The 26,267-nt window shown below is 74.7% G+C and carries 11 protein-coding genes; 8 read left to right on the top strand and 3 right to left on the bottom strand.

All coding sequences use genetic code 11. The annotated features are described in order from the left end of the window. Positions 1 to 3: 3 nt before the first annotated feature. Together OG738_RS39040 and OG738_RS39035 are read right to left on the bottom strand one after the other, a co-directional pair. A complete protein-coding gene (locus OG738_RS39040) occupies positions 4 to 4,449 on the bottom strand; it encodes a type I polyketide synthase (RefSeq protein ID WP_329048612.1) in 4,446 nt (1,481 codons plus the stop codon). A 28-nt stretch (positions 4,450 to 4,477) separates the two neighbouring features. Continuing rightward, on the bottom strand, positions 4,478 to 12,592 hold the full coding sequence (locus OG738_RS39035; RefSeq protein ID WP_329048610.1) for a type I polyketide synthase: 8,115 nt from the start codon (positions 12,590 to 12,592) through the stop codon (positions 4,478 to 4,480). Positions 12,593 to 13,065: 473 nt separating this feature from the next. On the opposite strand from OG738_RS39035, the gene OG738_RS39030 reads away from it, so the two are divergent. The 4 genes from OG738_RS39030 to OG738_RS39015 all read left to right on the top strand — a co-directional run bounded on the left by OG738_RS39030 (position 13,066) and on the right by OG738_RS39015 (position 19,748). Further along, the gene (locus OG738_RS39030) at positions 13,066 to 14,292 is read left to right on the top strand and encodes a pyridoxal-dependent decarboxylase, exosortase A system-associated (RefSeq protein ID WP_329048608.1); all 1,227 of its coding nucleotides are present in this window, start codon (positions 13,066 to 13,068) and stop codon (positions 14,290 to 14,292) included. 168 nt (positions 14,293 to 14,460) lie between these two features. Continuing rightward, positions 14,461 to 16,881, top strand: coding sequence for an AfsR/SARP family transcriptional regulator (locus tag OG738_RS39025; RefSeq protein ID WP_329048606.1), 2,421 nt, complete (start codon positions 14,461 to 14,463; stop codon positions 16,879 to 16,881). 72 nt (positions 16,882 to 16,953) lie between these two features. Next, positions 16,954 to 17,892 carry a TIGR03564 family F420-dependent LLM class oxidoreductase gene (locus tag OG738_RS39020; protein WP_329048604.1) on the top strand — a complete coding sequence of 313 codons (939 nt, stop codon included), beginning with the start codon at positions 16,954 to 16,956 and terminating at the stop codon, positions 17,890 to 17,892. Positions 17,893 to 17,996: 104 nt separating this feature from the next. Then, positions 17,997 to 19,748: a chloride channel protein gene (locus OG738_RS39015; protein ID WP_329048602.1), complete on the top strand. Its 1,752-nt coding sequence runs from the start codon at positions 17,997 to 17,999 to the stop codon at positions 19,746 to 19,748. Positions 19,749 to 19,776: 28 nt separating this feature from the next. On the opposite strand, the gene OG738_RS39010 is transcribed toward OG738_RS39015, so the two are convergent. After that, positions 19,777 to 20,271 (bottom strand): MarR family winged helix-turn-helix transcriptional regulator, encoded by a 495-nt coding sequence (locus OG738_RS39010; protein ID WP_329048600.1) that lies wholly within the window; start codon positions 20,269 to 20,271, stop codon positions 19,777 to 19,779. A gap of 189 nt (positions 20,272 to 20,460) precedes the next feature. Between OG738_RS39010 and OG738_RS39005 the strand changes: the two genes are divergently transcribed. The 4 genes from OG738_RS39005 to OG738_RS38990 all read left to right on the top strand — a co-directional run bounded on the left by OG738_RS39005 (position 20,461) and on the right by OG738_RS38990 (position 26,255). Further along, the gene (locus tag OG738_RS39005; protein ID WP_329048598.1) at positions 20,461 to 21,231 is read left to right on the top strand and encodes a metalloregulator ArsR/SmtB family transcription factor; all 771 of its coding nucleotides are present in this window, start codon (positions 20,461 to 20,463) and stop codon (positions 21,229 to 21,231) included. Next, positions 21,228 to 21,449 (top strand): hypothetical protein, encoded by a 222-nt coding sequence (locus OG738_RS39000; RefSeq protein ID WP_329048596.1) that lies wholly within the window; start codon positions 21,228 to 21,230, stop codon positions 21,447 to 21,449. The genes OG738_RS39005 and OG738_RS39000 overlap by 4 nt, the downstream gene beginning before the upstream one ends. 27 nt (positions 21,450 to 21,476) lie before the next feature. Further along, positions 21,477 to 22,757 (top strand): APC family permease, encoded by a 1,281-nt coding sequence (locus tag OG738_RS38995; protein WP_329048595.1) that lies wholly within the window; start codon positions 21,477 to 21,479, stop codon positions 22,755 to 22,757. A 111-nt stretch (positions 22,758 to 22,868) separates the two neighbouring features. Next, the gene (locus tag OG738_RS38990) at positions 22,869 to 26,255 is read left to right on the top strand and encodes a TM0106 family RecB-like putative nuclease (protein ID WP_329048594.1); all 3,387 of its coding nucleotides are present in this window, start codon (positions 22,869 to 22,871) and stop codon (positions 26,253 to 26,255) included. The last annotated feature ends 12 nt before the right edge of the window (positions 26,256 to 26,267 follow it).

Raw genomic sequence — 26,267 nt, 5'->3', positions numbered from 1 at the left:
TCCTCATTTCCGGGTGCCGGCCAGGCGGCGGCGCTGGCCCCGCGCGGATCCGGTGGTGGCCGCCCGCGGGGCGGGGGAGTCGGTGTCGGTCAGTGCGGCGGCGAAGGCGGCCACGGTGGGGTGGCCGAAGAGGACGGCGGGGGCGATCCGGCGGCCGAGGCGCTTCTCCAGCGCCGCCACCATGGCCATGCCGACCAGCGAATTGCCGCCGAGGTCGAAGAACGGGTCGTGCACGCCCACCGCGTCGATGCCGAGGAACTCGCCCCAGACGCCGGCGATGTCGGTCTCCAGCTCGCCGCGCGGGGCGGCGTACTCGGTGCGCAACGGCGGCCGCGGGTACCGCGACTTCGGCGTCGGCGCCGCTTCGAGGAGCCCGCCGAGGTCGTTGAGCGCGGCCAGCTCGCGCCGGGCGGTCGGCAGGTCCTGGCGCAGGGCCACGACGGTGCCGCGAACGCCGTTTCCGACGAGCTGGTCGAGCAGCGCACAGCCGGCTTCGGCGGTGAAGCCGTAGCGGCGCCGGTAGGCGAGGCGGGCTTCGCCGGTGGCGGCGTCGGCCCAGGCGTCGTGCTGCCAGTGTCCCCATGCGACGGTGACCACTTGAGTGTCCTCTGTGGACAATGCGGCGCCGTGCGCGTCGAGGACGCTGTTGGCCGCGCAGTAGTCGGCTTCGCCGATTCCGCCGACGACCGTGACGATCGAGGAGAACAGGACCAGGCGCCGGGGCCGCGCTTCCAGGAGCGGGCGGACCGCTTGAACCTTCGGGGCGAGCGTGCGGTGCATGTCCTCGGCGGTGCGGCGCTGTGCGAGCCCGCCGCCGGGCAGCCCCGCGGCGTGCACGATCGAGTCGAGGTCGCCGAACTGCCTTCTGGCCTCGGCCAGCGCCGCCCGCAGCTGCTCCGGGACGCCCGCGTCGGCGGTCAGCAGCAGCACCTCGGCCTTCAGGTCCGCGAGGTCGCTCTCGTCGGCCTCGCCGGTGCGGCTGATGAGGGCGAGCTTGCGGGCGCCGTGGCGGACGAGGTGCTTCGCGACGATCATGCCGAGGCCACGGGTGCCGCCGGTGATCACGTGCGTGCCGCCCCAGTCCGGGGTGACCTCGTCGAGGGTGATCTCGGTGTACTCCTGGAGGCGTCGGCGTCCGCCGCGCCAGCCTGCGAGCACCGGTTCTGGTGCGGCGTCGTCGGTCCAGGGCCGGGCGAGTTCGTCGAGCAGGTGGGTGGCCGGAGTGCCGGGTTCGACGTCGACACCCCGCCACCGCAGGCCCGGGTACTCGGCACGGACGCCGCGGCCGAGGCCGTGCACCCCGGCGGCGTCGGGGTCGGTCAGGTCGCCGCCGGTGATCTCGGCCGCGCCGGTGGTGACGGTGAGCAGGCGGACGTCGTGGCCTTCCAGGGCCTGGACGGTCCGCAGGAGGTCGTCGAACCCGCCGTCGTGGACGACGTGCACCGGCTGGGGCAGCTTCGCCGGGTCGGTGCCGACGGTCATGCCCGCTTTCGCGGCCAGCGTGGCGAGTTCGCCGTTCGTGGTGATCAGCGAGCCGTGCGGGGTGGTCGTGGGGCGCGTGGGGTCGAGGCGCCACACCGGCACGTAGAGCCGTCCTGCTTCTTCGACCGGTTCGGGTGCTTTCCGCGTTGCCTGGGGCCAGAACTTGGTGCGCTGGAACGGGTAGCCGGGCAGGGACACCGTCCGGCCGCCACTTGGCCGTGCTTCGAAGTGCACGGTCACGCCGAGTTCCCACAGCCGGGCGAGGGTCTCCAGCAGTGCGGTGCCTTCGGCCGGGCGGTTCTCGGCGGGCCAGGGCGCGGGAAGGGTGCCGAGCACGGCGGGCCGCCGGTCGCCGGTGAGGTTCTGGCGGACGAGACCGCCGAGCGTCTGGCCCGGGCCGAGTTCGACGTAGGCGTCGACGTCTTCGCCGGCGCAGTGCCGCACGCCGTCGGCGAACCTCACCGGGCGGCACAGGTGGCCGGCCCAGTACTCCGGGTCGACGGCTTCGGCGTCGGTGAGGACGGTGCCGGTCGCGTTCGACACGATCGGGATCCGCGGCGTCTGCCTGGGCACCGAGGCGACCAGCGCGGCCAGCTCCGCGCGGGCGGGTTCCAGCAGCGTGGAGTGGAAGGGGTGCGCTGAGCGCAGCGCCCGCGCGGCGAGCCCGGCGGCTTTCAGCTGCGCGGCCGCGGTTTCGACCTCCTCGGGCGATCCACTGAGGACGGTCATCTGCGGGCCGTTGAGCGCGGCGACGTCTGTTTTGGACGCCCCGAGCGCGGCGGCGACCTGGTCTGCGGAGGCGGCGACGGCGAGCATGCGCCCGGCCGGCGCCCGCCCGATCAGCCGCGCCCGGCCGGTGACCACGTGCAGGGCGTCGGCGAGGGTGAAGACCCCCGCGAGGCAGGCGGCGACGTATTCGCCGAGGCTGTAGCCGACGAGCAGGTCAGGCTTGACGCCCCGGTCCGCGAGCAGTTGAGCCAGCGCGTACTCGACGGTGAAGAGGAGCGGGTGCGCGACCTCGGCTCGGTCGAGCAGCTCGTCGACGGGCCCGGCCCCGAAGAACGACGGCGCGGCGGCGGCGATCGGCTCCGCGAAGAAGGCGCCCTTGAGGTCTATTTCGCAGCGGTCGGCGGCGATCGTGCAGCATTCGTCGACGGCCCGCGCGAAGGCGGGCTCGTCGCGGTAGAGCTGAGTGGCCAGGCCGCGGTACTGGTCCCCGACGCCGGGCAGCAGGAAGGCGACCTTCGGCGCGCCGGGCTTGCGGTGCACGCCCGGGGCGTGCGCGGCGGAAGCCAGCTGCCGTGCGGCATCTTCGACGCTGGTGGCCACCACGGCCCGGCGGTGGTCCAGGTGCGCGCGGCCTTCGCGCAGGGTGTGTGCCAGGTCGGCCAGGGTCAGGCCCGTGGCCGAGGCACTACTCGTGCTTGGCGGGGCATCACTCGTGACTGGAGGGGCATCACTCGTGATCAGCCGGGCACCACTCGTGACTGGAGAGGCATCACTGGCGACCTGCCCCAACCGGGCGAGGTGTGCGCGCAGCGCGGCTTCCGAGGCAGCCGAGACCGGGATCAACTCGGCCGTCTCCTGCGAAACCACCGTCCGGGCCTCGGCCGGGGGTGCGGCCTCCAGGACCAGGTGGGCGTTGGTCCCGGACCAGCCGAACGAGCTGACCCCGGCCACCGCCGGGCGGCCGTGGTCCGGCAGCGGAGCCAGCCCCGTCGCGGGCCGTACCGTCGAGTTCGCCAGCACCTGCTCGGCGGGATCGCTCATGTGCAGGTTCGGCGGCACCTCGCCGTTCTCCAGCACCAGCACCGTCTTGATCAGCCCGGCGATGCCGGCCGCGGTGTGGGTGTGGCCGATGTTGGTCTTCACCGCCCCGACCGTGAGCGGCCGGCCCGCGGGACGCCCGCCGAACACGTCGCCGAGCGCGCCCAGTTCGATCTCGTCCCCGAGCGGGGTGCCCGAGCCGTGCGCCTCCAGGAAGTCGACGTCGTCCGGTGCAGCACCGGCGTCAAAAAGGGCCCGGCGGATCACGTCGACCTGGGCACCGCGGTTGGGGGCGGTCAGGCCGTTGCTGCGGCCGTCCTGGTTCACCGCCGACCCGCGGATCACCGCGCGGATCCGGTGGCCGTCGCGCAGGGCGTCGGACAGCCGCGCCAGCACCACCATCCCGCCGCCCTCGCCCATCATGTAACCGTCGGCGCTCGTGTCGAACGTGTGGCAGCGGTCGGTGGGCGACAGCAGCGCGTTGCGGCTGCTGTAGACGTACAGGAACGGGTGCAGTGTCAGGAATCCGCCGCCGGCGAGCGCGTAGTCGCACTCACCCGTCCGCAGCGCGCGGGCCGCGAGGTGCACGGCGACCAGCGTCGACGAGCACGCGGTGTCCAGCGAGAACGCCGGGCCGTGCAGGTCGAAGTGGTACGCGAGCCGCCCGGCGACGACGCTGGCGAGGCTGCCCTGGCCCATGTACGGATCCGCGTACACGTCGGCGCCTTCGCGCTCCGCCTCCACCTGGCCGTACTGGAAGGCGTCGGAGAACCCGAGGAGCACGCCGGTGCGGCTGCCCTTGAGCCGCGGCGCGGGGGTGCCCGCGTCGTCCATCGCCTCCCACGCCAGCTCCATCAGCAGCCGCTGCTGCGGGTCCATCCGCAGCGCCTCCTGCGGGGCGTAGCCGAAGAACCCGGCGTCCCAGCCGTCCACTTCGGACAGGAAGGCACCGCGACGGCCGGTGCCGGGCACGGGGTCGAACCGGCCGGCTGGCACGTCGCCGATTTCGGCGGCACGGCCCTCGCGGAGCAGCCTCCAATACGATTCGACGTCCGGGGCGCCGGGGAACCGGCAGGACATGCCGATCACGGCGATGGGCTCGCTCTCGCGGGCCTCGTACTCGGCGAGCCGCTTGCGCGCGCCCGCGAGCTCGACCGTCGCCCGCTTCAGGTAGTCGCGAAGCTTGTCTTCGCCGGTCATAACCGAACCCCTATCCGTTCGCAAAAGGTCAGAGCTTGTCGATGAAGGCGAAGAGCTCGTCGTCCGAGGCGAGTGCCAGCGCGGGCTCCGAGCCGAGCCCGTCCAACGCCTCCCGCAGCACGTCCGCCAGCCGGACGCGGTCCTCGGCGCCGGCACCGGGCAGGACCTCGCCGAGTGCCTCGCGCAGCCGCTGCGCGGGGTCCGGCGGCGGGGGGAGTAGCTCGCCGAGCAGGTGCGCGGCCAGCAGTTCGACGGTCGGGTGGTTGAACAGCAGCGACGCGGGCAGCCGCAGCCCGGTGCCGGCCCCGATGCGGTTGCGCAGCTCCACCGACGTCAGCGAGTCGATCCCCAGCTCGCTGAACGGCTTCGCCACCTCGACCGACGCCGGTGACCGGTGCCCCAGCGCCGTGGCGACCTCGGTCCGGACGAAGCCGGTCACCGCCGCGGCGGCCGTTTCCCGGTCCAGTCCGGCGAGCTGCCCGGCCAAGCCGGCGGAAACCTGCCGGGACGAGACGGCGCTGGGACGCCGCGCCGGGACGAGACTCCGCAGCACGGCGGGGATTTCGTCGGCCGCCCGCAGGGCCGCGGTGTCCCAAGTGGACGCCACGACCGTGCCGGACAGCCCGAGCGCGGCGTCGAACGCGGCCAGCCCCTGCGCCTCGGTGATCGGCCGGACGCCGGTCAGCCGCGAGCGATCCGTCGCGGTCATCGCGGCGGTCATGCCGGTGGCCGTGTCCCACAGGCCCCACGCGATCGACACGCCCGGCAGCCCGCGCGCCGACCGGTGCTCGGCCAGCGCGTCGAGGGACGCGTTCGCGGCGGCGTAATTCGCCTGGCCGCGGTTGCCGAGCACCCCGGCGATCGAGGAGAACAGCACGAACGCTGCCAGCGGCTGGTCTTCGGTGAGCTCGTGCAGCAGCCACGCGCCGTCGCGCTTGGGCCGCAGCACGGTTTCCAGTTGCGCCCGCGTGAGCCCGGTGAGGGTCGAGTCGTCCAGGACACCGGCGGAATGGACCACCCCGGTGAGCCTCTCGCCCACCAGGGCCGCCGTCAGCGCGGCCCGGTCGGCGACGTCGGCCGCGACAACCCGGACACGCGCGTTCAGCCCGGCCAGCCGCGGCGGGACGTCGCCGCCGTGACGGGAGACCAGCAGCAGGTCACGGACGCCGTGCGTGGTCACCAGCCGCTCGGCGATCAGGGCGCCGAGCCCGCCCGTGCCGCCGGTCACCAGCACCGTGCCGGTGCCGAAGTCCACTGTGGAGGGTCCGGCGGCGCACCGGGCCAGCCGGGGCACGAGCACCGCGCCGTCGCGCACGGCGAACTGCGGTTCCCCGGCGTCGAGCGCCGCGGCGAGCGGGGCGCCGGGCCGGGCACCCGCGAGGGCGAAGCGGCCGGGGTGCTCGGCGATCGCCGAGCGCACCAGGCCCCACACCGGCGCGCCGTCGGGCGAGCCCGGGTCCTGCAGGAACACCAGCTTCGAGCGGTCGCAGCGCTCGTCGAGCAGCCAGCGCTGCACGAGGTCCAGCACGGCGGGCAGCTCGTGCGCGGTGGTGAGCACGACGGACGGGACGACCTCGGGCAGCTCCGTGCCGATCACCGTCCACTCGCGGTCGGCACCGTCACCCAGGACGGCCGGCGTCCATTCCACGCGGTACAGCTCCGCGGTCGCACCCGGCACCGCGCCGGGCCGCAGCAGGAGCGACTCCACGCCGCCGAGCGGAGTGCCGGCGGTGTCGTAGAGGGTGACTTCGACGCCGGTGGTCGCCGAGCCGGCCAGCCGGGCCCGCACCGAACCCGGCAGCGGCGAGGTGACCCGCAGGCCGCCGAAGGAGAACGGGAGCAGCAGCTCGGTGCCGTCGAGCACGAGCGCGTGCAGCACGGCGTCGAGCACCGCGGGGTGCGCGGTGAACTCGCCCTCGGCGGCCAGTTCCACCTCGACGTACCGGTCGTCGCCGTCGTGCCACAACGAGGTGAGGCCCTGGAACGCGGGCCCGTACTCGTAGCCGCGTTCGGCCAGGTGTGCGTAGGCGTCGGTGAGGTCGACCGGCTGCGCCCCGGCAGGCGGCCAGGTGAGCAGGGGAGTGGCGGTCGGTTGCTCCGGGCGCACCGTGCCGGTCGCGTGCCGGGTCCACGGCCCGTCGCCGAGTCGCGAGTGGACGGTCAGCGGACGCCGGCCGCCGTCGTCCGCTGAGCCGAGGCCGACCTGGACTTCGACGGCGCCCGCCGTGGGCAGCGCCAGCGGCGCTTCGAGCGTCAGGTCCTCGACGCTCCCGCAGCCGGCGGCGGCCGCCGCTTCCAGGGCCAGCTCGGCGAACCCGGTGCCGGGGAACAGGACCGTGCCGCGGACGGCGTGCCCGGCCAGCCACGGCAGCGACGTGAGCGAGAGCCGCCCGGTGGCGACCAGGCCGTCGCCGTCGGCGACCGGGGTGGCGGCGGCGAGCAGGCCGCCGGTGCGGTCGGTCAGCCAGTAGCGTTGGCGGTCGAACGCCGAAGTCGGGACGTCCGGGTGGCGGGTGACCGGGCCGAGCAGCCGTGGCCAGTCCACGGTGGCGCCCCGCACGTGCGCGGCGGCGAGGGCGAGCAGGAACCGCCGCCGCCCGCCTTCCCCGCGGCGCAGCGTGCCGACGGCGGTGCCGTCGACGGCCGCGTCGGCCAGGATCTCCTGCACCGCGCCCGCGAGGATGGGGTGCGGGCTGACCTCGACGAACAGCGGCCGCCGGTAGCCGGCGAAGGCGCGCACGGCGGCGTCGAACCGGACCGGCTCGGCCAGGTTGCGGTACCAGTAGCCCGCGGTCAGCGCCGAGCCCGGCAGGAAGCCGCCGGTGCAGGAGGAGCAGATCGTGGTCGCGGTGTCGGCCGGCGCGAGCTCGCCGATCTCGGTCAGCAGGGCGTCGCGGATGGCTTCGACGTGCGGTGTGTGCGCGGCGTACGCCACCGGCGTGCGCCGGATCTGGACGTCCGCGCAGGCGGCCGCGAACTCCTCGATCGCGGCCAGTTCGCCGCCGACCACGGTGCCGGCCGGGCCGTTGTCCACGGCCGGCCACAGGCGCCCGGCCCACGGTTCCAGGCGCTCCCGGACCTGCGCCACCGGCAGGCCGACGGCGAGGATCCCGCCGGTGCCGTCCAGTTCGGCGGTGAGGAGCCGGCTGCGCACGGCGATGATCCGGGCGGCGTCGGCGAGCGGCAGCGCCCCGGCGACGACGGCCGCGGCCAGCTCGCCCTGGGAGTGGCCGACCACCGCGGCCGGTGCGACCCCGGCGGCCCGCCACAGTCCGGCGAGGGCGACCATGACGGCGAACAGCACCGGCTGCACGACCTCGGTCCCCTCCAGGTCCGGCGCGCCGTCGGCGCCGGTGAGCACGTCGAGCACCGACCAGCCCGTGTGCGGCCGCAGCGCCTCGGCGGCGTCGGTGAGCAGCCGCGCGAACTCGGAGTCCGCGGCGACCAGCTCGGCGGCCATGCCCGGCCACTGCGCGCCCTGGCCGGGGAAGACGAACACCGGTTGCACGTCACCCGCTGCGGTGCCGGTCACGAGCGCGGGATGCGGGGCGCCGTCGGCGAGGGCCGCGAGCGCGGCCACCAGCTCGGCGCGGTCGTCGGCGACGACGACCGCGCGGCAGGCGCCGAGACGGCGGCGGGCGAGCACCGCGGCGGTCGCGACGACGTCGTCGTCGGCCGCGGTTTCGGCGTAGGCGCGCAGCCGGGCGGCTTGGGTGCGGAGGGCGGCGTCGGTGTGGGCGTGCAGCGGCCAGACCATCGGCCCGGCGGCGGCCGGCGCCGGCGCTGCGGCGGGCATCGGCGCGGCCAGCGCGGTTTCGGTCTTGGCGTGGGTCCGCAGCTGCGCGGCGTGGGTGCGGAATGCGGTGTCGGTATGGGCGTGCAGCGGCCCGGCGGCGGCCGGCGCCGGTTGTTCGGCGGGCACCGCTTGAGTCTCGGCGTGGGTCCGCAGCTGCGCGGCGCCGGTGAGGAGTGCGGTGCCGGTGTGGGCGTGCAGCCCGCCCGACGTCGGCTCGTCAGCGGGCGCGGACTCCAGCACCATGTGCGCGTTGGTGCCGCTGATGCCGAAGCTCGACACCGCGGCGCGGCGCGGGCGGTCGTGGCCGGGCCACGGCTGGGCCTCCGAGAGCACCTCGACCCGGCCGCTCGCCCAGTCCACGTGCGGGCTCGGCACGTCGGCGTGCAGGGTGCGCGGGATCGTGTCGTGCCGCAGGGCCTCGACCATCTTGATCACGCCCGCGACGCCGGCCGCGGCCTGCGTGTGGCCGATGTTGGACTTGAGGGAACCGAGCCACAACGGCGTTTCGCGGTCCTGCCCGTAGGTGGCCAGCAGCGCGTGTGCCTCGATCGGGTCGCCCAGCGCGGTGCCGGTGCCGTGTGCCTCCACGACGTCGACGTCCTTAGTGGACAGTCCGGCGGCGCCGAGTGCGCGGCGGATGACCTGTTGCTGCGCCTGGCCGTTCGGGGCGGTGAGGCCGTTGCTGGCACCGTCGGAGCCGGTCGCGCCGCCGCGCAGCAGCGCCAGGACCGGGTGGCCGTGGCGGCGGGCGTCGGACAGGCGTTCCAGCACGAGCATGCCCGCGCCCTCGGCGAAGGCGGTGCCGTCGGCGTCGGCGGAGAACGCCTTCGCGCGGCCGTCGGCGGAAAGGCCGTTCTGGCGGGTGAAGTCCACGAGGTTGCCGGGCGCGGCCATCACGGTGACGCCGCCGGCGAGCGCGAGCGAGCAGTCGCCGCGGTGCAGTGCGTCGGCGGCCAGCTGGATCGCGACCAGCGACGACGAGCACGCGGTGTCGACGGTGAGCGCGGGCCCGCGCAGCCCGTAGGTGTAGGCGATCCGGCCCGACGCGACACTCGGCGAGGTGCCGGTGAGGCGGTGGCCGTCGACCAGGCCGGTCGGCTCGTGCAGCCGGGGGCCGTAGTCCATGGCCATCGCGCCGACGAACACGCCGGTGTCGGTCCCGGACAGCGCATCCGGCTCGAGCCCGGCGCGCTCGATCGCCTCGTGGCTGATCTCCAGGAGCACCCGCTGCTGCGGGTCCATGGCCAGGGCCTCGCGCGGGCTCAGGCCGAAGAACGCGGGGTCGAACTGGTCGGCGTCGTGCAGGAACCCGCCGAAACGGGTGGCGCACGAGCCGGGTCCGGCGCTGTCGCCGAGGAGCGTGTCGAGGTCCCAGCCGCGGTTCGCGGGTAGCTCGGTGACGGCCTCACCGCCCGCGGCGACGAGGTCCCACAGCTCGGCGGGAGAGGTGATGCCGCCGGGGAAGCGGCAGCCGATCGCGACGATCGCGATCGGGTCGCCTTGCCGCGGCGCGATCTCCGGTGCGGGCTCGGCGGTCCCGGACCGGCCGCGCAGGTGCGCGACGAGGTGGTTCGGGGTCGGGAAGTCGAACAGCAGCGTGGTCGGCAGCTTGCGCCCGGTGGCGGCCTGCAGCCGGGTGCGCAGCTCGACCACGCTCACCGAGTCGAAGCCGAGGTCCTTGAACGTGCACGCGGGGTCGATGCCGTCGGTGTCGGCGTGCCCCAGGACGGCCGCGGCCGTGGCGAGCACCAGGTCCGCGACCTGCGCCGGATCGACGGCGACCGGTGCGGCGGCGACTTCTTCGCCGAGCCAGTGCCGGGTCCGCTGGAACGCATACGTCGGCAGGTCCACCAAGCGGTCGCCGGGCACCTCCCACCGCAACCCGGCTCCGGCGACGAACGCCTCGGCGAAGCTGCGCCGGAGACGGTCGCCGCCACCGTCGTCCCGCCGCAGCGTGCCGACCACGGCCACGGTCCGGTCGTGCGCTTCGGCGGTCTCCTCGACGCTGCCCAGCAGCACCGGGTGCGGGCTGCACTCGACGAACCGCGCGCCGCCGGCGGCCAGCGCTCCGGCCGTCGCGTCGGCGAACCGGACCGGGCGGCGCAGGCTTTCGAACCAGTATTCGGCGTCGAGTCCCGCGGTGTCGAACGGCTCGCCGGTGAGCGCCGAGACGAAAGTGACCGAAGTGGACAGTGGCCGCACCGGAGCCAGGAGCTTCAGGATCTCTTCCCGCAGCGGGTCCACCGCGGCGGAGTGCGACGCGTAGTCGACCGGCAGGATCTTCGCGCGGTAGCCGTCCCCGATGAGCATCGTGTGCAGGCGCGCCAACGCGTCGGACGGGCCGGACAGCACGACGGACCGGGTGCCGTTCACCGCGGCCACCGACACCCCGGCGGGCAGCAGCGGCCGGATCGTGTCTTCGGACGCGCCGACCGACATCATCCCGCCGCCGCGCGGCAATCCGGCGATCACGCGGCTGCGCAAGGCGACCACGCGGGCGCCGTCGGCCAGCGACAGCGCGCCGATCGCGGTCGCGGCGGCGATCTCGCCCTGGGAATGCCCGACCACGATCGACGGCGTGAGCCCTGCGTCGCGCCAGACCTCCGCCAGCGACACCATCACCGCCCAGAGCGCGGGCTGGACGACGTCGACGCGGTCGAGGTCGGCGGTGCCGTCGCGCAGGCCGTCGAGGAGTTCCCCACCGAGGAACGGAGTCAAAGCGGCTGAGCACTCCGCCAGCCGGCGGGCGAACACGGGCGAGTCGCGCAGCAGCGCGCGGGCCATCTCCGGCCACTGCGAACCCTGCCCGGGGAACACGAGGACGTCGCCACCGTCGACGGTCCGCCCGGTCACGACGCTCTCGGAAGGAGTGCCGTTGGCCAGCGACGCGAGATCGTCGAACACGACCGCGCGGTGCTCGAAGACGTCCCGCGTGCGCAGCAGCGACCGGGCGACGTCGCCGTGCACCAACTCGGGGTGCTCGGCGAGGTGGTCCGCGAGCGCGCGGGCCTGGGCGGGCAGGGCGGCGGCCGAACGCGCCGAGAGCACCAGCGGGACGTCGTCGACGGCGACGTCTTCGGGCTCGGGAACCGCCGGGGCTTCGGCCAGGACGACGTGGCAGTTGGTGCCGCCGACGCCGAACGAGCTGACCCCGGCGACGAGCCGGTCCTGCGGCCGAGGCCAGTCCCGGGCCTCCCGCACGACCTCGAGGTTGAGCGTGTCGAACGGGATCGCCGGGTTCGGCGTGGCGAAGTTCAGGCTCGGGGTGAGGCGGCGTTCTTTCAGGCACACCAGTACTTTCAGCAGCCCGGCGATGCCGGCGGCCCCTTCGAGGTGACCGACCACCGTCTTCACCGAACCGACCGGCAACGGCTCCGGGCGGTCCCCGGCGAACGCGGCGCCCAGGGCGTCCGCCTCGATCGGGTCGCCGACCGGCGTGCCGGTGCCGTGCAGCTCGACGTACTGGACGTCGGCCGGCGCGACACCCGCGTCGGCGCACGCCAGGCGGATCACCTCGGTCTGCGCCTCGGCCCGCGGCACGGTGAGGCCGGCGCCGCCGCCGTCGTTGTTCACGGCGCCGCCCAGCAGGACCGCGTGGACGCGGTCGCCGTCCGCGAGCGCGGCACTCAGCTTCTTGAGGACCACCAGGCCGCCGCCCTCGCCGCGGACGTACCCGTCGGCGCGGCTGTCGAAGGTGTGGCAGCGCCCCTGCGGAGACAGCGCGCCGAAGCGGTCCACCGTGTCCGTACCAGCCGCGAGCAGGTTCAGGTTCACCCCGCCGGCGAGCGCGACGGCCGCGGTGCCGCGGCGCAGCTGCTCGGCCGCCAGGTGCACCGCCACCAGCGACGACGACTGTCCCGAGTCGACGGTCAGGCTCGGGCCGCGCAGCCGGAGCAGGTAGGAGACGCGGTTCGCGATGAGGCTGCGGTGGGTGCCGGTCAGCGTGTGCGGCCCGGCGCCGAGGCGGTCGTGCAGCAGCGCGTAGTCGCCGTTGATCGCGCCGACGACGACCGCGGTGCTGCTGTCGCGCAGCGTGCCGGGCGCGATCCGGGCGTCTTCGCACGCCTCCCACGCCAGCTCCAGCACCAGCCGCTGCTGCGGGTCCATCGCCGCGGCCTCCCGCGGGGAGACACCGAAGAAGGGCGCGTCGAAACCGTCCACATCGGACACGAAGCCGCCGCGCCCGGAACCGTCGCCGTCCGGCCACCGGCCCGGGGGGACCTCGCCGACGGCTTCGCGGGCTTCGGCCAGCAGCCGGCGCAACCGCGCCGGGCCGGTCGCGCCGGGCAGCCGGCAGGACATGCCGACCACCGCGATCGGCTCACCGGGAGCAGGCAGGGAAGACATAGTTCACCCATCGTCGGAAGGGATCCGGAAATCGGGGAATGCGCGTGGTGCTGACGGTTCCGGGAAATTACCCGGGGGCCGGTGGATTCCGATCGTGCGTGCTGCGCACCCCGTTCGTCAAGGGGTGTTTCCCGGTTCGGCGGTGGCAGGCAGGCGACGGCAGGAAGCTGCCACCGGAGCGGGCCACCCGCCTGGAGCAGTGAGGGTGGGTGACTGCGCCGAACGGTGTGGTCAATCGCGTTGACCTGCGAAAATGTGGTGACGGTCCGACCTGGGTGGTGTCACTCCGGTGACCGCTCGGACACAGCAGGTACACCTGGGTGCCGCGTTCCCCACCCCGCCTCCGAATCTGGGTGAGGACTACCCATGCCCGGGTGGGTGGGTAGTTGCTTCAGTGGTCCCCGTACCGCTCGGGAACCGACGGCGGTGCCTTTTCCGGTTGCTATTTCCCGTGCTCGAAGAAAAGGAAAGCGATGGCGAACACGACGGAAGCCGCGGCGCCGTTCGGCCGCGCCGGCGGTGTGCTCACCGTGGGCGGCGTGCCCGTGGACCGGCTCGCGGCGCGGGTCGGCACCACCCCCTTCTTCGCCTACGACCGCTCGCTCGTCACCACCCGCGTCGAGCGGGTCCGGGACGCGCTGCCCGACGGCGTCGAACTGAGCTACGCGGTCAAGGCCAACCCCATGCCCGCGCTGCTGCACCACCTCAGCGGCCTCGTCGACGGCCTCGACGTCGCTTCGGCCGGTGAGCTGCGGCAGGCGCTCGACACGACCGTCCCGCCGGAGCGGATCAGCTTCGCCGGGCCCGGCAAGACCGCGGCCGAGCTGGCCCGCGCGGTCGCCGCCGGGGTCACGGTCGAACTGGAGTCCACCACCGAGCTGGCCCGCGTGCGGGAGGCCGGCGACCGCCTCGGCCTGACCCCGCGCGTGGCGCTGCGGGTGAACCCCGACTTCGCCGTGCGCGGGTCCGGCATGCGTCTGGGCGGCGGTCCGCAGCAGTTCGGCATCGACGCCGAGCGCGTGCCGGCCGTGCTCGCCGAGGTCGGCGCCGCGGGACTCGATTTTCGGGGCTTCCACGTCTTCGCCGGCTCCCAAAACCTGCGCGCCGAAAGCCTCTGCGAGGCCCAGCGCGCGACCGTTGACCTCGTGCTGCAGCTCGCGGAGGCGGCACCCGGCCCGGTGCGGTCGGTGAACCTGGGCGGCGGCTTCGGCATTCCCTACACCGCCCGCGACACCGCTCTGGACCTCGACGAGGTCGGCGAGAACCTGGCGAAGCTGCTGGACGTCTCGCTGCGGCCGGCGCTCCCCGAGGCGCGCGTGGTGATCGAGCTCGGCCGCTACCTCGTCGGGGAGGCCGGGGTGTACCTCACCCGCGTGGTCGACCGGAAGGTCTCGCGCGGCACGACGTTCCTCGTCGTCGACGGCGGCCTGCACCACCAGCTGGCCGCGTCCGGCAACTTCGGCCAGGCCATCCGCCGCAACTACCCGCTCGCCCTCGCGTCCGCACCCGGCGGTCCCGAAGAGACGGTCACGGTGGTCGGCTGCCTGTGCACCCCGCTCGACCTGCTCGGCGACCGCGTTTCCCTGCCGGGTGCGGCGATCGGCGACCTGATCGCGATCTTCCAGGCCGGCGCGTACGGCCTGACCGCCAGCCCCACCGCCTTCCTCGGGCACCCGGCGCCGCCCGAAGTCCTCGTCTGACCCCGGAGGAACACCGTGCAGACCACCGTGCCGACCACTCTGCCGACCTCCGGAGCCCCCGTGCTCCGCGCCGTCGCTGCGACAACCGGGGCTTCGCCTCGGGCCGGGGGCTCCGCCACCCGGAGTCCCCGAAGAGAAGCCGATCCCGCGCCCGATCCCGGTTTCCGCGTGCTGGGCCTGTTGCAGGTCCACGGCCGTGAGCCCGCCGTCGTGACCGCGCGCCGCCAGCAGGTGGTGCTCGCGTTGCTCCTGCTCAACGGCAACCGCGTGGTGCCGCTCGAGGCGCTGCTCGACGCGCTGTGGGGCGCCGCGCCGCCCGCGACGGCCCGGGCGCAGGTCCAGACCTGTGTGTCGGCCCTGCGCCGCGCGCTGGCGAAAGCCGGTCTGGGGGAACGGATCTCCGCGCGCGGCAGCGGTTACTGCCTCGACCTCGCGCCCGGAGAACTGGACCTGCACGCGTTCGAGGCGCTGGTGGCGCGCGGCCGGGCCGCGCGGCGGCCGGAGGAAGCGCGCGCAGCGTTCCGCGAAGCGCTGGCGCTGTGGCGCGGGGAACCGCTCACCGGTATCGACAGCGGGGTCGTGCGCGCCCACCAGGTCCGCATCGCGCAGCGGCGCGTGGAGGTGCTCGAGGACTGCCTCGACGCCGAGCTGGAGCTGGGCCTGCACCGCGAGGTCGTCGGGGAGATCTCGGTGCTGACCGAGGAACATCCGCTGCGCGAGCGGTTCGTGCTGCAGCTGATGACCGCGCTGCACCGCTGCGGCCGCCGGGTCGAGGCGCTCGCGGCCTACCGGGCGGTGCGCCGTCGCTTCGTCGACGAACTGGGCCTGGAGCCCGGCGCTGCGCTGCGCGAGCTGCACCAGGAGATTCTCGCCGGTTCGGGCGAGGCGCCCGCGGCCGGCTGGGTGGCCCCGCGGATGCTGCCCGCACGCCTGCCGTACTTCACCGGCCGCGACCGCCTGCTGGCCCGGCTGCGGCGCGGCCTCGCCGACGACGGTCCCGGCGCCGCGGTGGTCACCGTCCTCGCCGGCCGCGGCGGGGTCGGCAAGTCCGCCGTGGCGGCGGAGGCCGCGCACCGTGCCGCGGCCGCCTTCCCGGACGGGGTGCTCTGCGCGCGCCTGGCCGAAGAGGACGCCGCCGAGGTGCTGGCGCGGTTCCTGCACGCACTCGGCGTCCCCGCGACCGACATCCCCGACGAGCTGGCCGGCCGCGCCGCGCTGTACCGCGGGGTGCTCGCCGGACGCCGGGTCCTGACCGTGCTGGAGGACGTCACGAGCCTGTCGTGCGTCACGCCGTTCGTCGCGGACGCCCGGGGCTGCCGGCTGCTCGTCACCACCCACGCCCGCGTCGCGTCGCTGCCCGGCGTGGCCGTGACCGAGCTCGACGTGCTGGACGGCGCTGAGGGCGTCGAGCTGCTGTCGGCCCTCGTCGGCGAGGACCGCGTGTCCGCCGAGCTGTCCGACGCGGTCGAGCTGGTCGAGCTGTGTGGCGGGGTGCCGCTGGCTGTGACCGAGGCGGCCACGCACGTCGCGGCCCGGCCCGGCCGCACGCTGGCCCAGGCCGTCGCGCGGCTGCGGGCCGAGGACCGTCGGCTCGGCCGGCTCGGGGCGGGCGTCCGCGCCGCCGTCGGGCGCGGCCTCGACGAGCTGCCCGCGGCGACCCGGGACCTGTTCGCCCGGCTGGCTCTGCTTCCCGCCGGCAGCTGGCCGGGGTGGTCCGCGACGGCGCTCGCGGACCTCGGCCCGGCCGAAGCCGCCGACGCGCTGGAAGCCCTCGTCGACGCCCGCCTCGTCGACGTGGCCGGCACCCGCTACCGGCTGCCCGCGCTCACCCGGCTGCTCGCACTCGAACTGCTTGCGGCGCACCCGATCGAGGCACAGGCGGCCGCGTCACGACGACTCTTCGGCGCATGGCTGCACCTGGCCGACGAAGCCCGGGGTACCGCGGCCGAGGGGCTGCCGCGGACACCGGTGCCGTCCGGCCCCGGCGACCCGCACACCTGGTACGACCGCGAACACACCGGCCTGCTGGCCGCGGTGCGTCAAGCCGCCGACGCCGGCGAAGCCCGCTACTGCGCCGAACTCGCGCTGGCGGTGGCCGACCTGGCCGGCGAACGCCGCCGGTACGCGGACTGGCGCGAAAGCGGGGAAACGGCGTTGCGCGCGGTGGTCCCGGCGGGCGACCGGCAGGCCGAAGCCGCGCTCGAACGCTCGCTCGGCGAGCTCGCCGTCCGGGAGAGCCGGTTCGCCGACGCGGCAGGCCGCATCACCCGCGCGCTCACCGCCGGCGAGCAGGCCGGCGGCGTGAGCTGGGACGAACTGGTCCGCCAGGTGCTCGCCGGGGTCGACCGCGCCCGCGCGGCCGGCACCGCCGAGCCGGTGCCGCTCGCCCCGGTGTCCCGGCTGCCGGAGGTCGGCAACCGCACGGCGTCGCCGCGCATCGCGTTGGGGCGCAATCAGTTCGACCTGGCGGCCGACCGCGCCCAGCCCGACGGTGCGGCCCGGTCGGCGGGGCGCGCCGGGCACCGCCGCCTGCCGCGTCCGCGCCCGATCTCGTGGCGACGTGAGTCCGATTACCCCGAAGAAGCCTGATCCGCCACGAACTCGCAGGAACGCGGCGCCGCCGGTTGCCGCGCCCGAGAAGCCCGACTCGAGAGGAACCCCATGACCATCGGTGCCGCCCTGCCCGCCGGCGACCTGTCCGGGGTCGCCAACAGCGTCGAGGAGTTGCTCGCCCAGACGCGGGAGGCCGCGGACGCCGGCCTGCGCTCGGTGTGGTTTTCCCAGCTGTTCGACCACGACGCGCTCACGCTCGCCGCCCTCGCCGGGCGCGAGGTGCCCGGCCTCGCCGTCGGCACCGCCGTGGTGCCCCTCTACCCGCGTCACCCCCTGCACCTCGCGGCCCAGGCGCAGACCGCGCAGGCGGCCACCGGCGGCCGGTTCACCCTCGGGCTCGGCCTGGGCGTGCAGAGCCTGCTGGAACCGGCGTTCGGCTTCGAATACCCGCCGCCGATCACGTCCTTGCGCGAGTCCCTGACCGTGCTGCGCGACATCTTCGGCGGCCGCCGCCCGCTGTTCGACGGCGAGACCCTCACCGCTTGCCCGCCCCTGCCGACGGCGGTACCGGGCGGCGGCGACGTCCCGATCGTCGTCGCCGCGATGGGGACGCAGGCGCTGCGCGTGGCGGGCGAGCTCGCGGACGGCACCCTCCCGTTCCTGGCCGGTCCGCGCGCGCTCGCGGAGCACATCGTGCCCACCCTGACCAAGGCCGCCGCCGACGCCGGCCGCCCGGCACCCCGCGTGATCGCCGCGGTCCCGGCGGTGGTCACCGACGACCCCGGCCCGGTCCGGCAGATCGCCGCGGTGCACCTGGGCTACTACGGCGACATCCCGTCGTACCGCCGGATCCTCGACCTGGAGGGCGCCGCCCACGCCGCCGACCTCGCCCTGATCGGCGACGAGCGGACGGTGGCGGCGGGCCTGCGCCGGTACTTCGACGCGGGCGCCACGGAGATCGTCCTCATCCAGTCCGGCATGCGATCCGCTCGCGAACGGCTGCGCACCTGGCGGTTGGCGGGATCACTGACCACCAGGACGCCCTGACGCGCCCTCCCCGCCGGTTTCGCTGTTTGCGGGCGCAGACAGGGGGTCGCGTCGTGTGATCGAACCAAGTATTGCATACTGCAACAGTGTCTACAGGTAACAGCATGGCGGTCAGGCGCGTTCCGGTCCCGGTCCGGCAGCCGGTCGGGAGGTGGGTGCGGGAAAGCCGGAGCGGCCTGGTCGGCTTGGCCGTCCTCATCGGCGCCGGTGCCGGCCTCGGCGCGATCGCGTTCCGCTGGCTGATCACGACGTTCACCCGGCTGTTCTCCGGCCACGCCGACTACTCCGACGCGGGCCGGGCCGCCCATCCGTGGTTCCCGGAGCTGGGGCCGTGGTTCCTGCTGCTGGCGCCGGTGGTGGCCGGGCTGGTCTACGGGCCGCTGGTGTCCAGGTTCGCCCCGGAAGCCCGCGGTCACGGCGTGCCGGAGGTCATGTACGCGGTCGCTGAGCGTGGCGGGCGGATTCCGGCTCAGGTGAGTGCGGTGAAGGCGCTGGCCTCGGCGTTGACCATCGGGTCCGGCGGGTCGGTCGGGCGGGAAGGCCCGATCGTGCAGATCGGCTCGGCGCTGGGCTCGACCCTGGGCCGCGTGACGCGGCTGCCGGAGTCCCGGCTGCGGGTGCTGGTCGCGTGTGGTGCGGCGGGCGGGATCGCGGCGACGTTCAACGCCCCGCTGGCGGGACCGTTCTTCGCGATGGAACTGATCCTGCGCGACTTCGCCGCGGAATCCTTCGGCGCGGTCGTGCTCGCGAGCGTCACCGCCGGCGTGGTCGGCCGGGCCGCGTTCGGGAACACCGCGTTCCTCGACCTGCCGCCGTTCACGCTGCGCAACCCGGTGGAGTACCTGCTGTTCGTCGTGCTCGGGGTGGTCGTGGGCGCCTGCGGTGTCCTGTTCACCCGGGTCCTGTACCGGATCGAAGACTTCTGCGACCGGGTGTGGCGCGGCCCCGAATGGCTGCGCCCCGCGGCCGGCGGACTGCTCCTGGGCGGGCTGCTGCTGGTGCTGCCGCAGATGTACGGCGTCGGCTACCCCGTCCTGCAGAACGCCGTCGAAGGCAAGTACCTGATCGGGTTCCTGCTGCTGTTGCTGGTGGGGAAGATCGTGGCGACGAGCCTGACGATCGGCATCGGCGGCTCCGGCGGGGTGTTCGCGCCGTCGCTGTTCATCGGGGCGATGGGCGGCACGGCGTTCGGGATCGTGGTGCACGCGTGGCTGCCGTCGCTGACCGCGTCACCCGGCGTGTACGGGCTGGTCGGGATGGGCGCGGCGTTCGCCGGTGCGGCCCGGGCGCCGATCACGGCGGTGATCGTGCTGTTCGAGCTGACCGGCCAGTACACGATCATCCTGCCGATGCTCACGGCGATCGTCATCGCCACCGCTACGAGCCGGACGTTGTCGCGGGACACGATCTACACGCTCAAGCTGCGCCGCCGCGGCGTCGACCTGGACCGGCACCCGCAGGAACGCCGGCTCGCCGCGACGACGGTCGAAGCGGTCGCCGAGCCGCTTCCTGGACCTCTTCCCGCCGGTACCTCGCTGGAGCGGGCCGCCCACGACCTCGCCGTGTCCGGCCACGGCATCCTGCCCGTGATCGACGAAGACGGCCGTTACCAGGGCTGTGTCACGGCGCAGGCCGTGGCCGAGGCGTTGGGGGACGACTACGACGGCACCGTGGGGAAGCTGGCCGAACTGCCGCCCCTGGTCACCTGCGAGACATCGCTCGCCGACGCGCTGACCGCCTTGGCGAACGCGCCGGGTACCGGTTTGCCGGTGCTCGACGGCGACCACCGGCTGACCGGCTGGCTCACGCACCAGGCGGTGCTCTCCGCGCTTTCCGGGCAGCACACACGGGCGTGACGCCGCCCCGATTTCCGGTGGCGGCGGGTCAGGTCCAGACGGCTTCGGGAGCGACGGCCGAGGCGGGCGGTTCGCCGCCGGCCTCGGTGAAGGCGGTGAGGACGTCGACCAGGCCGTGGCGGGCCTCGTCGGGCATGCGGGCGACGATCTTCGCGATCTCCTTGCGCCGGCGCGCGGTCACCTGGCGGACCACCTTCGTGCCCTCGCGGGTCAGCGCCAGCACGATCTCCCGGCGGGAGACGGTGCTGTGCTGCCGGTCGACCATGCCGACCGTGACGAGCCGGTCGACCATCCGGCTCGCGGTCGACGGCGTGACCTGCAGGTACTCCGCGAGGTCGGCGTGCTTAAGCGGTCCGCGCGTCTGCAGCACGACCAGCAGCCGGAACTGCGGCAGCGTGATCGTGTCGCCCGCGGCGGCGATCGAGCGGGCCGAAACCGCGACCAGCAGGCGGGAGGCGGTCAGCACGGCGTCGGTGACAGCGTCGACGTCCGTCGCGTCGAGGGCGGGGGAGCTGCGAGGCATGCCCCCAGTGTGCCCGACGGCGCCGCGCACGTGCCGAGCACCGGGAGGTGCGCGGTTGGTTCAGTCGAACTGTTGTGTCGTCGTTCTGTTCGGCGCAGAAACGATCGTGGCGGCATGGTGGCCGAGCCGGCCGCCGGGGCAGGCGAGGCCGCCGCCGATGGCGGGGGCTGGATGCATCAACCTGGTTTGATGTATCTTCGGGCGGTGTCGTCCGAGGAGCCGCCGGTGTTCGTGCGGGTGATGGCCGATCCCGTGCGGTGGCGGCTGGTGCGTGCGCTGGCCGCCGGTGACCGGCGGGTCCGTGAGCTGGTGGCGGCGGTCGGGCAGCCGCAGAACCTCGTGTCCTACCACCTGCGGCAGCTGCGGTCGGCCGGTCTGGTGACCGCGCGGCGCAGCAGCTTCGACGGCCGGGACAGCTACTACCACCTGGATCTCACGCGGTGCGCGGACGCGTGGGCCGAGGCCGGGGCGGCGCTGCACCCGGGGTTCGGCTCCCCGGCCGGGGTCACCGGACCGCGCCCACGCCGTCCGCGGGTGCTGTTCCTGTGCACGGGCAACAGCGGCCGTTCGCCGCTGGCGGAGGCGTTGCTGCGGCACCGCACCCGGGGTGCGGTCGAGGTGGCCAGCGCCGGCAGCCATCCGAAACCGCTGCACCCCGACGCCGTGCGCGCGGCCGCCGAGCGGGGGATCACCCTCGAGCACGAGCCGGCCCACTGGGATTCGCTGCGGCGACGGCGGTTCGACTGGGTGATCAGCCTGTGCGACAAGGTCCGGGAGGTCGCCCCGGCCTTCCCCGGACGGCCGGTGACGATCCACTGGAGCCTGCCCGACCCGGCCCGCGAACCCGATCCCGGCGGCGACACCCTGCCCGCGTTCCGGTGCACCGCCGCCGAGCTGGACACCCGGATCCGGTTCCTGCCTTTCGCTCCGGCCACCGATGTCGAGCAGAGCCGAACATGACCACCGATGTGGACACCCACTTCGCGCCGGCGTTCGCCGACGTCACCCGCCGCACCCTGTGGACTCGGCCCGGTCCGGGCGGCTGGAACCGCGGCCACCTGATCGTCGGCGACATCGACACCGAGGTGACCCGGCTGCGCGCGGCCGGGATCGCGTTCCGCAGCGAGGTCATCAGCGGCCGCCGCACCCCGGTCGAACCGTGCCAGCCCCGAACCTGACCCCCCCCACCGAGGAGAACGCGCACCATGACCAGCGGCAACACCCCCGCGCTCGCGCGACGGCTCGGCACCGGCGACGCCGTCGTCATCGGGCTCGGGTCGATGATCGGCGCCGGCGTCTACGCGGCGTTCGGCCCGGCGGCCAGAGCCGCCGGCAGCGGCCTGCTCGTCGGGCTCGTCCTCGCCGCCGTCGTCGCGTACTGCAACGCCACGGCCTCCGCGCAGCTGGCCGCGCAGTACCCGACCTCCGGCGGCACTTACGCCTACGGCCGCGAACGGCTCGGCCCGTGGTGGGGCTTCACCGCGGGCTGGGGGTTCGTCATCGGCAAAACCGCCTCGTGCGCGGCCATGGCGCTGACGTTCGCCACCTACGCGGTCCCTGGACCGTGGTGGCTGCAACGCCTCGTCGCGGTCGCCGGCGTCGTCGCACTGGCCGTGCTCAACAGCCGGGGCGTCACCCGCACCGCCCAGCTGACGCGGGTGCTGGTCACGATCACGCTGGCCGCGCTCGCCGTGCTGGTGGCGGGCATCGCGTTCGGGGGCGCCGCCACGGCCGAGCACCTCGGCGGCCCGGCCGCGTGGACCTCGGGTGGGGTCTACGGCATCCTCCAGGCCGCCGGGCTGCTGTTCTTCGCCTTCGCCGGCTACGCCCGGATCGCCACCATGGGCGAGGAAGTCCGCGACCCGGCTCGCGCCATCCCGCGTGCCATCCCGCTCGCGCTCGGCATCGCGGTCCTCGTCTACCTCGTGATCGGCGTCGCCGCGCTGCTCGCGTCCGGCCCGGCCCGGCTGGCCGCATCCGCCGCACCGCTCACCACCGCCGTCACCGACGCGGGCGCCGGCGGCCTGGCGCCGGTCGTGCGGATCGGCGGCGCGGTCGCCAGCCTCGGCGCGCTGCTCGCCCTGATCGCCGGCATCGGGCGCACCAGCCTCGCCATGGCCCGCAACCAGGACCTGCCGAAGTGGCTCGCCGCCGTCCACCCCCGCTACCGGGTCCCGCACCACGCCGAATTCGCGCTCGCCGGCGTCGTCTCGGTGCTCGTCCTGACCGTCGACCTGCGTGGCGTCATCGGGTTCTCCTCGTTCGGCGTGCTGGTCTACTACGCTGTCGCGAACCTCTCGGCGCTCACCCAGCGACCGCCGGAGCGCCGCTGGCCGCGCTCGCTGCAGATCCTCGGCCTGCTCGGCTGCCTCGTCCTCCTGACGACACTGCCCTGGCCGTCGATCGTCGCGGGGCTCGCCGTGTTCGTGGCCGGCTTCGCGGGCCGGCTGCTCGTGCTCGCCCGGCGCGGCTCCGGCCGGCCCTGAAACCCGCCGCCTCGAACGCATCGCCTGACCGATCCGCTCCCGGAAGCGACGGGACGCACGGACGGCGGGTCTGCTCCGACCGGGTGTCCGGCCGTGTCAGACTGCCCGGCGATGCACACCCCAGCCGATCTCGCCGACCTGCTCGAATGTGAACACCGCAGCATCCTGAACCAGGCCGCCGGCCTGCCGGGCGCACCGCGGCCCGTTCCCGATCCGGCCGCCGGACGGCGCGGGCGGGCGGCCGCCCAGGCGATGCTCGCGCGGCTGCGGGGTGAGGGCCACGACGTGTTCGAGATCGACACCCGGGATCGCGTCGCCGCCGCCGAGACGACCGCGGCGGCGTTGTGGTCGGGTGCGGCGGTGATCCACCAGGCCGTCCTGCACGACGAGGACTTCTCCGGTGTGGCGGATTTCCTGATCCAAGACGGCGAAGGCCGCTACGAGGTCTACGACGCGGAGCCGGCCCGGCAGGCGAAGCCCGCGGCCGTGGTCCGGCTGGTCGCGTTCGCGGACGCGCTGCGCCGAGCCGGCTGGCCGACCGGCCCGCACGTGCACCTGCGCCTGGGCGACGGCGGCACCCGGACACTGAACAGCGAGGACTTCCGGCCACTGGTCGACCGCTTGCGGTCCCGGCTGCGCGACCGCGCGCCGTCGCTGCCGACGCCGCTGTGGGCCGACGAACGCCCGGCCTGCGCCGGCTGCGGGTATGCCCGCCACTGCGCAACAGCCCGCGAAGCCGACCGCGATCTTCTGCTCGTGGCCGGGATGCGCGGCGACCAGCGCCGCAAGCTCGTCGCCGCCGGGCTGGGCTCCATCGACGCGCTCGCGGCGGCGACGCCGGGCGACCGGCCGCGGGACCTGTCCGCCACCGCGTTCACCACCCTGCGGGCGCAGGCCGCGCTCCAGGTGCGGCAGGACGCCACCGGCGAGGTCAGCTACGAGGTCGTCGACCCGGACGCACTGGCCGCGCTGCCGACGCCCGCGCCGGGCGACGTCTTCGCCGATCTCGCGGGCGATCCGCACGCGCTCGCGGGCGAAGGGCTCGAGTTCCTCTTCGGCGCGCTCACCCCGGGCGGCGACCGGCGGTTCACCCCGTTCTGGGCACACAGCCGCGCCCAGGAGAAGCAGGCCTTCGAAGAGTTCGTGGATTTCGCCGCCGCGCGGGTCGCCGAGCACCCCGGTTCGCACGTCTACCACTACGGGCCGTACGAGGTCACCGCGATCAAGCGGCTCGCCGCCGTGCACGGGACCCGTGAGGAGACCGTCGACCAGCTGCTGCGCGGAGGCGCGCTGGTGGACCTGCACACGGTGGTCCGCAAGGCGCTGCGGGTCTCGCAGCGGTCCTACGCCATCCGGCACCTCGAGCCGCTCTACCGGCCCGGCACCCGCGAAGGCGACGGGAAGACCGCGCTGTCGGACGTCGAGGCGTACGAGGAGTACCTGCTGCTCGCACGGTCGGCCGAGCCGGGCCGCGCCGACGAGGTGCTGCGCGGCATCGCCGGGGACAGCGAGGAGGACTGCGTCTCGGCGCTGCGGTTGTTCGAGTTCCTCCACCAGGTCCGGGCCGACGTCGGCATGGAGCTGGTGGAACCGCCGGCGGAGTCCCCCGAGGACGCGCTGCTGCGCCAGGCCGAGGAGGACGTCGCCGCCGAGCGCCGGGCCGAACGCGCCGCGCGGCTGGCCGCGCTGGTCGACCCGCTGCTCGACGGCCTGCCGGACGACCCGGGCGAGTTCACCGGCGACGAGCGCGCCCGTGCGCTGCTGGCGGCGGCGGTCGGCTACCACCGCCGCGAGACCAACCCCGCGTGGTGGGAGTACTTCCGCCAGCTGGCCGCGCCGCTCGGCGACCTCGAGGTCGACACCTCGTGCACCGTGCCGGTGGCGCTGGAGGCGGGGGAGTGGGTGCCGCCCGCCGGGCGCGTCCGCACCGCGAAGCGGACCCTGGTCGTGGCGTGCGACCCGGACCGGCCGCACCCGTTCGCGCCGGGCGACGAGGTCCGGCTGCGCTACGACGGAACCACCCGTGACGCCAAGGTCGCGGCCGCGTCGGCGGTGGAGCTGACGCTCGAGGAGAGCTGCCCGCCCGACGCCACGACGGCGGACCGGCCGACCGCGGTGCTGCCGGGCAGCCCGGTGCGGCCGTCACCCAAGGACGAGGCGGTCGCCGACCTCGCGCACCTGGTCGTCGACGCGCTTCCGGTGCTGCCCCGGCATCCCGGCGTCGACCTGCTCCGGCGGACCCCGCCGCGGCTGCGCGGCGGAGCGGCCCTGCCGGAGCCGGGCACGGACCTGATCGCCGCCGTGATCGACGCGGTGGAAGCCCTCGACGGCTCGGCGCTGGCGGTGCAGGGACCGCCGGGCGCGGGCAAGACGTTCCTGGCCGGGAAGCTGATCGCGCGCCTGGTACGGGCCGGGCGCACCGTCGCCGTCACCTCCACCAGCCACAAGGCTGTGGAGAACGTACTGAGCGCGGCGATGAAGAGCGCGCCGGAGCTGCCGTGCGCCAAGCGCGCGAAGCGGACCCCCGACCCGGCCGCGCTGTGGGAACAGCCGAAGAGCAATCCGGCGCTGGTGAAGTGGCGGGCGGAGCACGACACCGGGCACCTGGTCGGCGGCACGGCGTGGACGTTCGCCAACGCCGCGATCCGCGAAGAGCCCTTCGACCTGCTGATCATCGACGAAGCCGGCCAGTTCGCCCTGGCCGACGCGCTGGCGGTGTCGATGTGCGCGAAGAACCTGCTGCTGCTGGGCGACCCGCAGCAGCTTCCGCAGGTGGTGCAGGGGACCCACCCGGCGGGTGCGGAGGCGTCGGCGCTGGGCCACCTGATCGGCGACGCCGACATCATGCCGGCGGACCTCGGCTACTTCCTCGACGAGACGCGGCGCCTGCACCCCGCGGTGTGCGAGCCGGTGTCGAAGCTGTCCTACGCCGGACAGCTGCGCGCCCACCCGACGGCCGCCGAGCGCGCCCTCGAGGACGTCCCCGCCGGGCTCTACCTGGCCGAGGTCGACCACCACGGCAACACGACCCGCTCGGTGGAGGAAGCCGCGGCGGTCGTCGACATCGTGACGGCGCTGATCGGTCGCCGGTGGACGGACCACGGCCCGCCGCGGCCGCTGGCCGACACCGACGTCGTCGTGGTGGCCCCGTACAACCTGCAGGCGCGCACGGTGACGCGGGCGCTGGCGGACGCCGGGTTCCCGGGCGTGCGGGTGGGCACGGTCGACCGCTTCCAGGGTCAGGAAGCGCCGGTGGTGATCACGACCATGACGTCGTCTTCGGCGGTCGACCTGCCGCGGGGTCTCGACTTCCTGTTGTCCCGCAACCGCTTGAACGTCGCCCTCTCGCGGGCACAGGTCCTGGCCGTCCTGGTGTGCTCGGCCAAGCTGGTGGAAGCGGACATCCGCACGGTGGACCAGATGCGGCTGGTGGCGGGCATGATCGGCTTGCTGAGCGGGGCCAGGAGCTGGCCCGCCGACCTCCCGGCGGCCCGCTGAATCCGGGGCCGG

Origin of the sequence: Amycolatopsis sp. NBC_01488 (assembly GCF_036227105.1) — a bacterium.
In the GTDB taxonomy this organism is placed as follows: domain Bacteria; phylum Actinomycetota; class Actinomycetes; order Mycobacteriales; family Pseudonocardiaceae; genus Amycolatopsis.
Note: the sequence above shows the minus strand (reverse complement) of the source record. Positions and strands in the feature narration are given on the sequence as shown.

Bases quoted from the DNA above. Each gene is read 5' to 3' on its own strand.
- OG738_RS39040 (WP_329048612.1), bottom strand. From the start codon at position 4,449: ATGACCGGCGAAGACAAGCTTCGCGACTACCTGAAGCGGGCGACGGTC.
- OG738_RS39035 (WP_329048610.1), bottom strand. From the start codon at position 12,592: ATGTCTTCCCTGCCTGCTCCCGGTGAGCCGATCGCGGTGGTCGGCATG.
- OG738_RS39030 (WP_329048608.1), top strand. From the start codon at position 13,066: ATGGCGAACACGACGGAAGCCGCGGCGCCGTTCGGCCGCGCCGGCGGT.
- OG738_RS39020 (WP_329048604.1), top strand. From the start codon at position 16,954: ATGACCATCGGTGCCGCCCTGCCCGCCGGCGACCTGTCCGGGGTCGCC.
- OG738_RS39015 (WP_329048602.1), top strand. From the start codon at position 17,997: ATGGCGGTCAGGCGCGTTCCGGTCCCGGTCCGGCAGCCGGTCGGGAGG.
- OG738_RS39010 (WP_329048600.1), bottom strand. From the start codon at position 20,271: ATGCCTCGCAGCTCCCCCGCCCTCGACGCGACGGACGTCGACGCTGTC.
- OG738_RS39005 (WP_329048598.1), top strand. From the start codon at position 20,461: ATGTATCTTCGGGCGGTGTCGTCCGAGGAGCCGCCGGTGTTCGTGCGG.
- OG738_RS39000 (WP_329048596.1), top strand. From the start codon at position 21,228: ATGACCACCGATGTGGACACCCACTTCGCGCCGGCGTTCGCCGACGTC.
- OG738_RS38995 (WP_329048595.1), top strand. From the start codon at position 21,477: ATGACCAGCGGCAACACCCCCGCGCTCGCGCGACGGCTCGGCACCGGC.
- OG738_RS38990 (WP_329048594.1), top strand. From the start codon at position 22,869: ATGCACACCCCAGCCGATCTCGCCGACCTGCTCGAATGTGAACACCGC.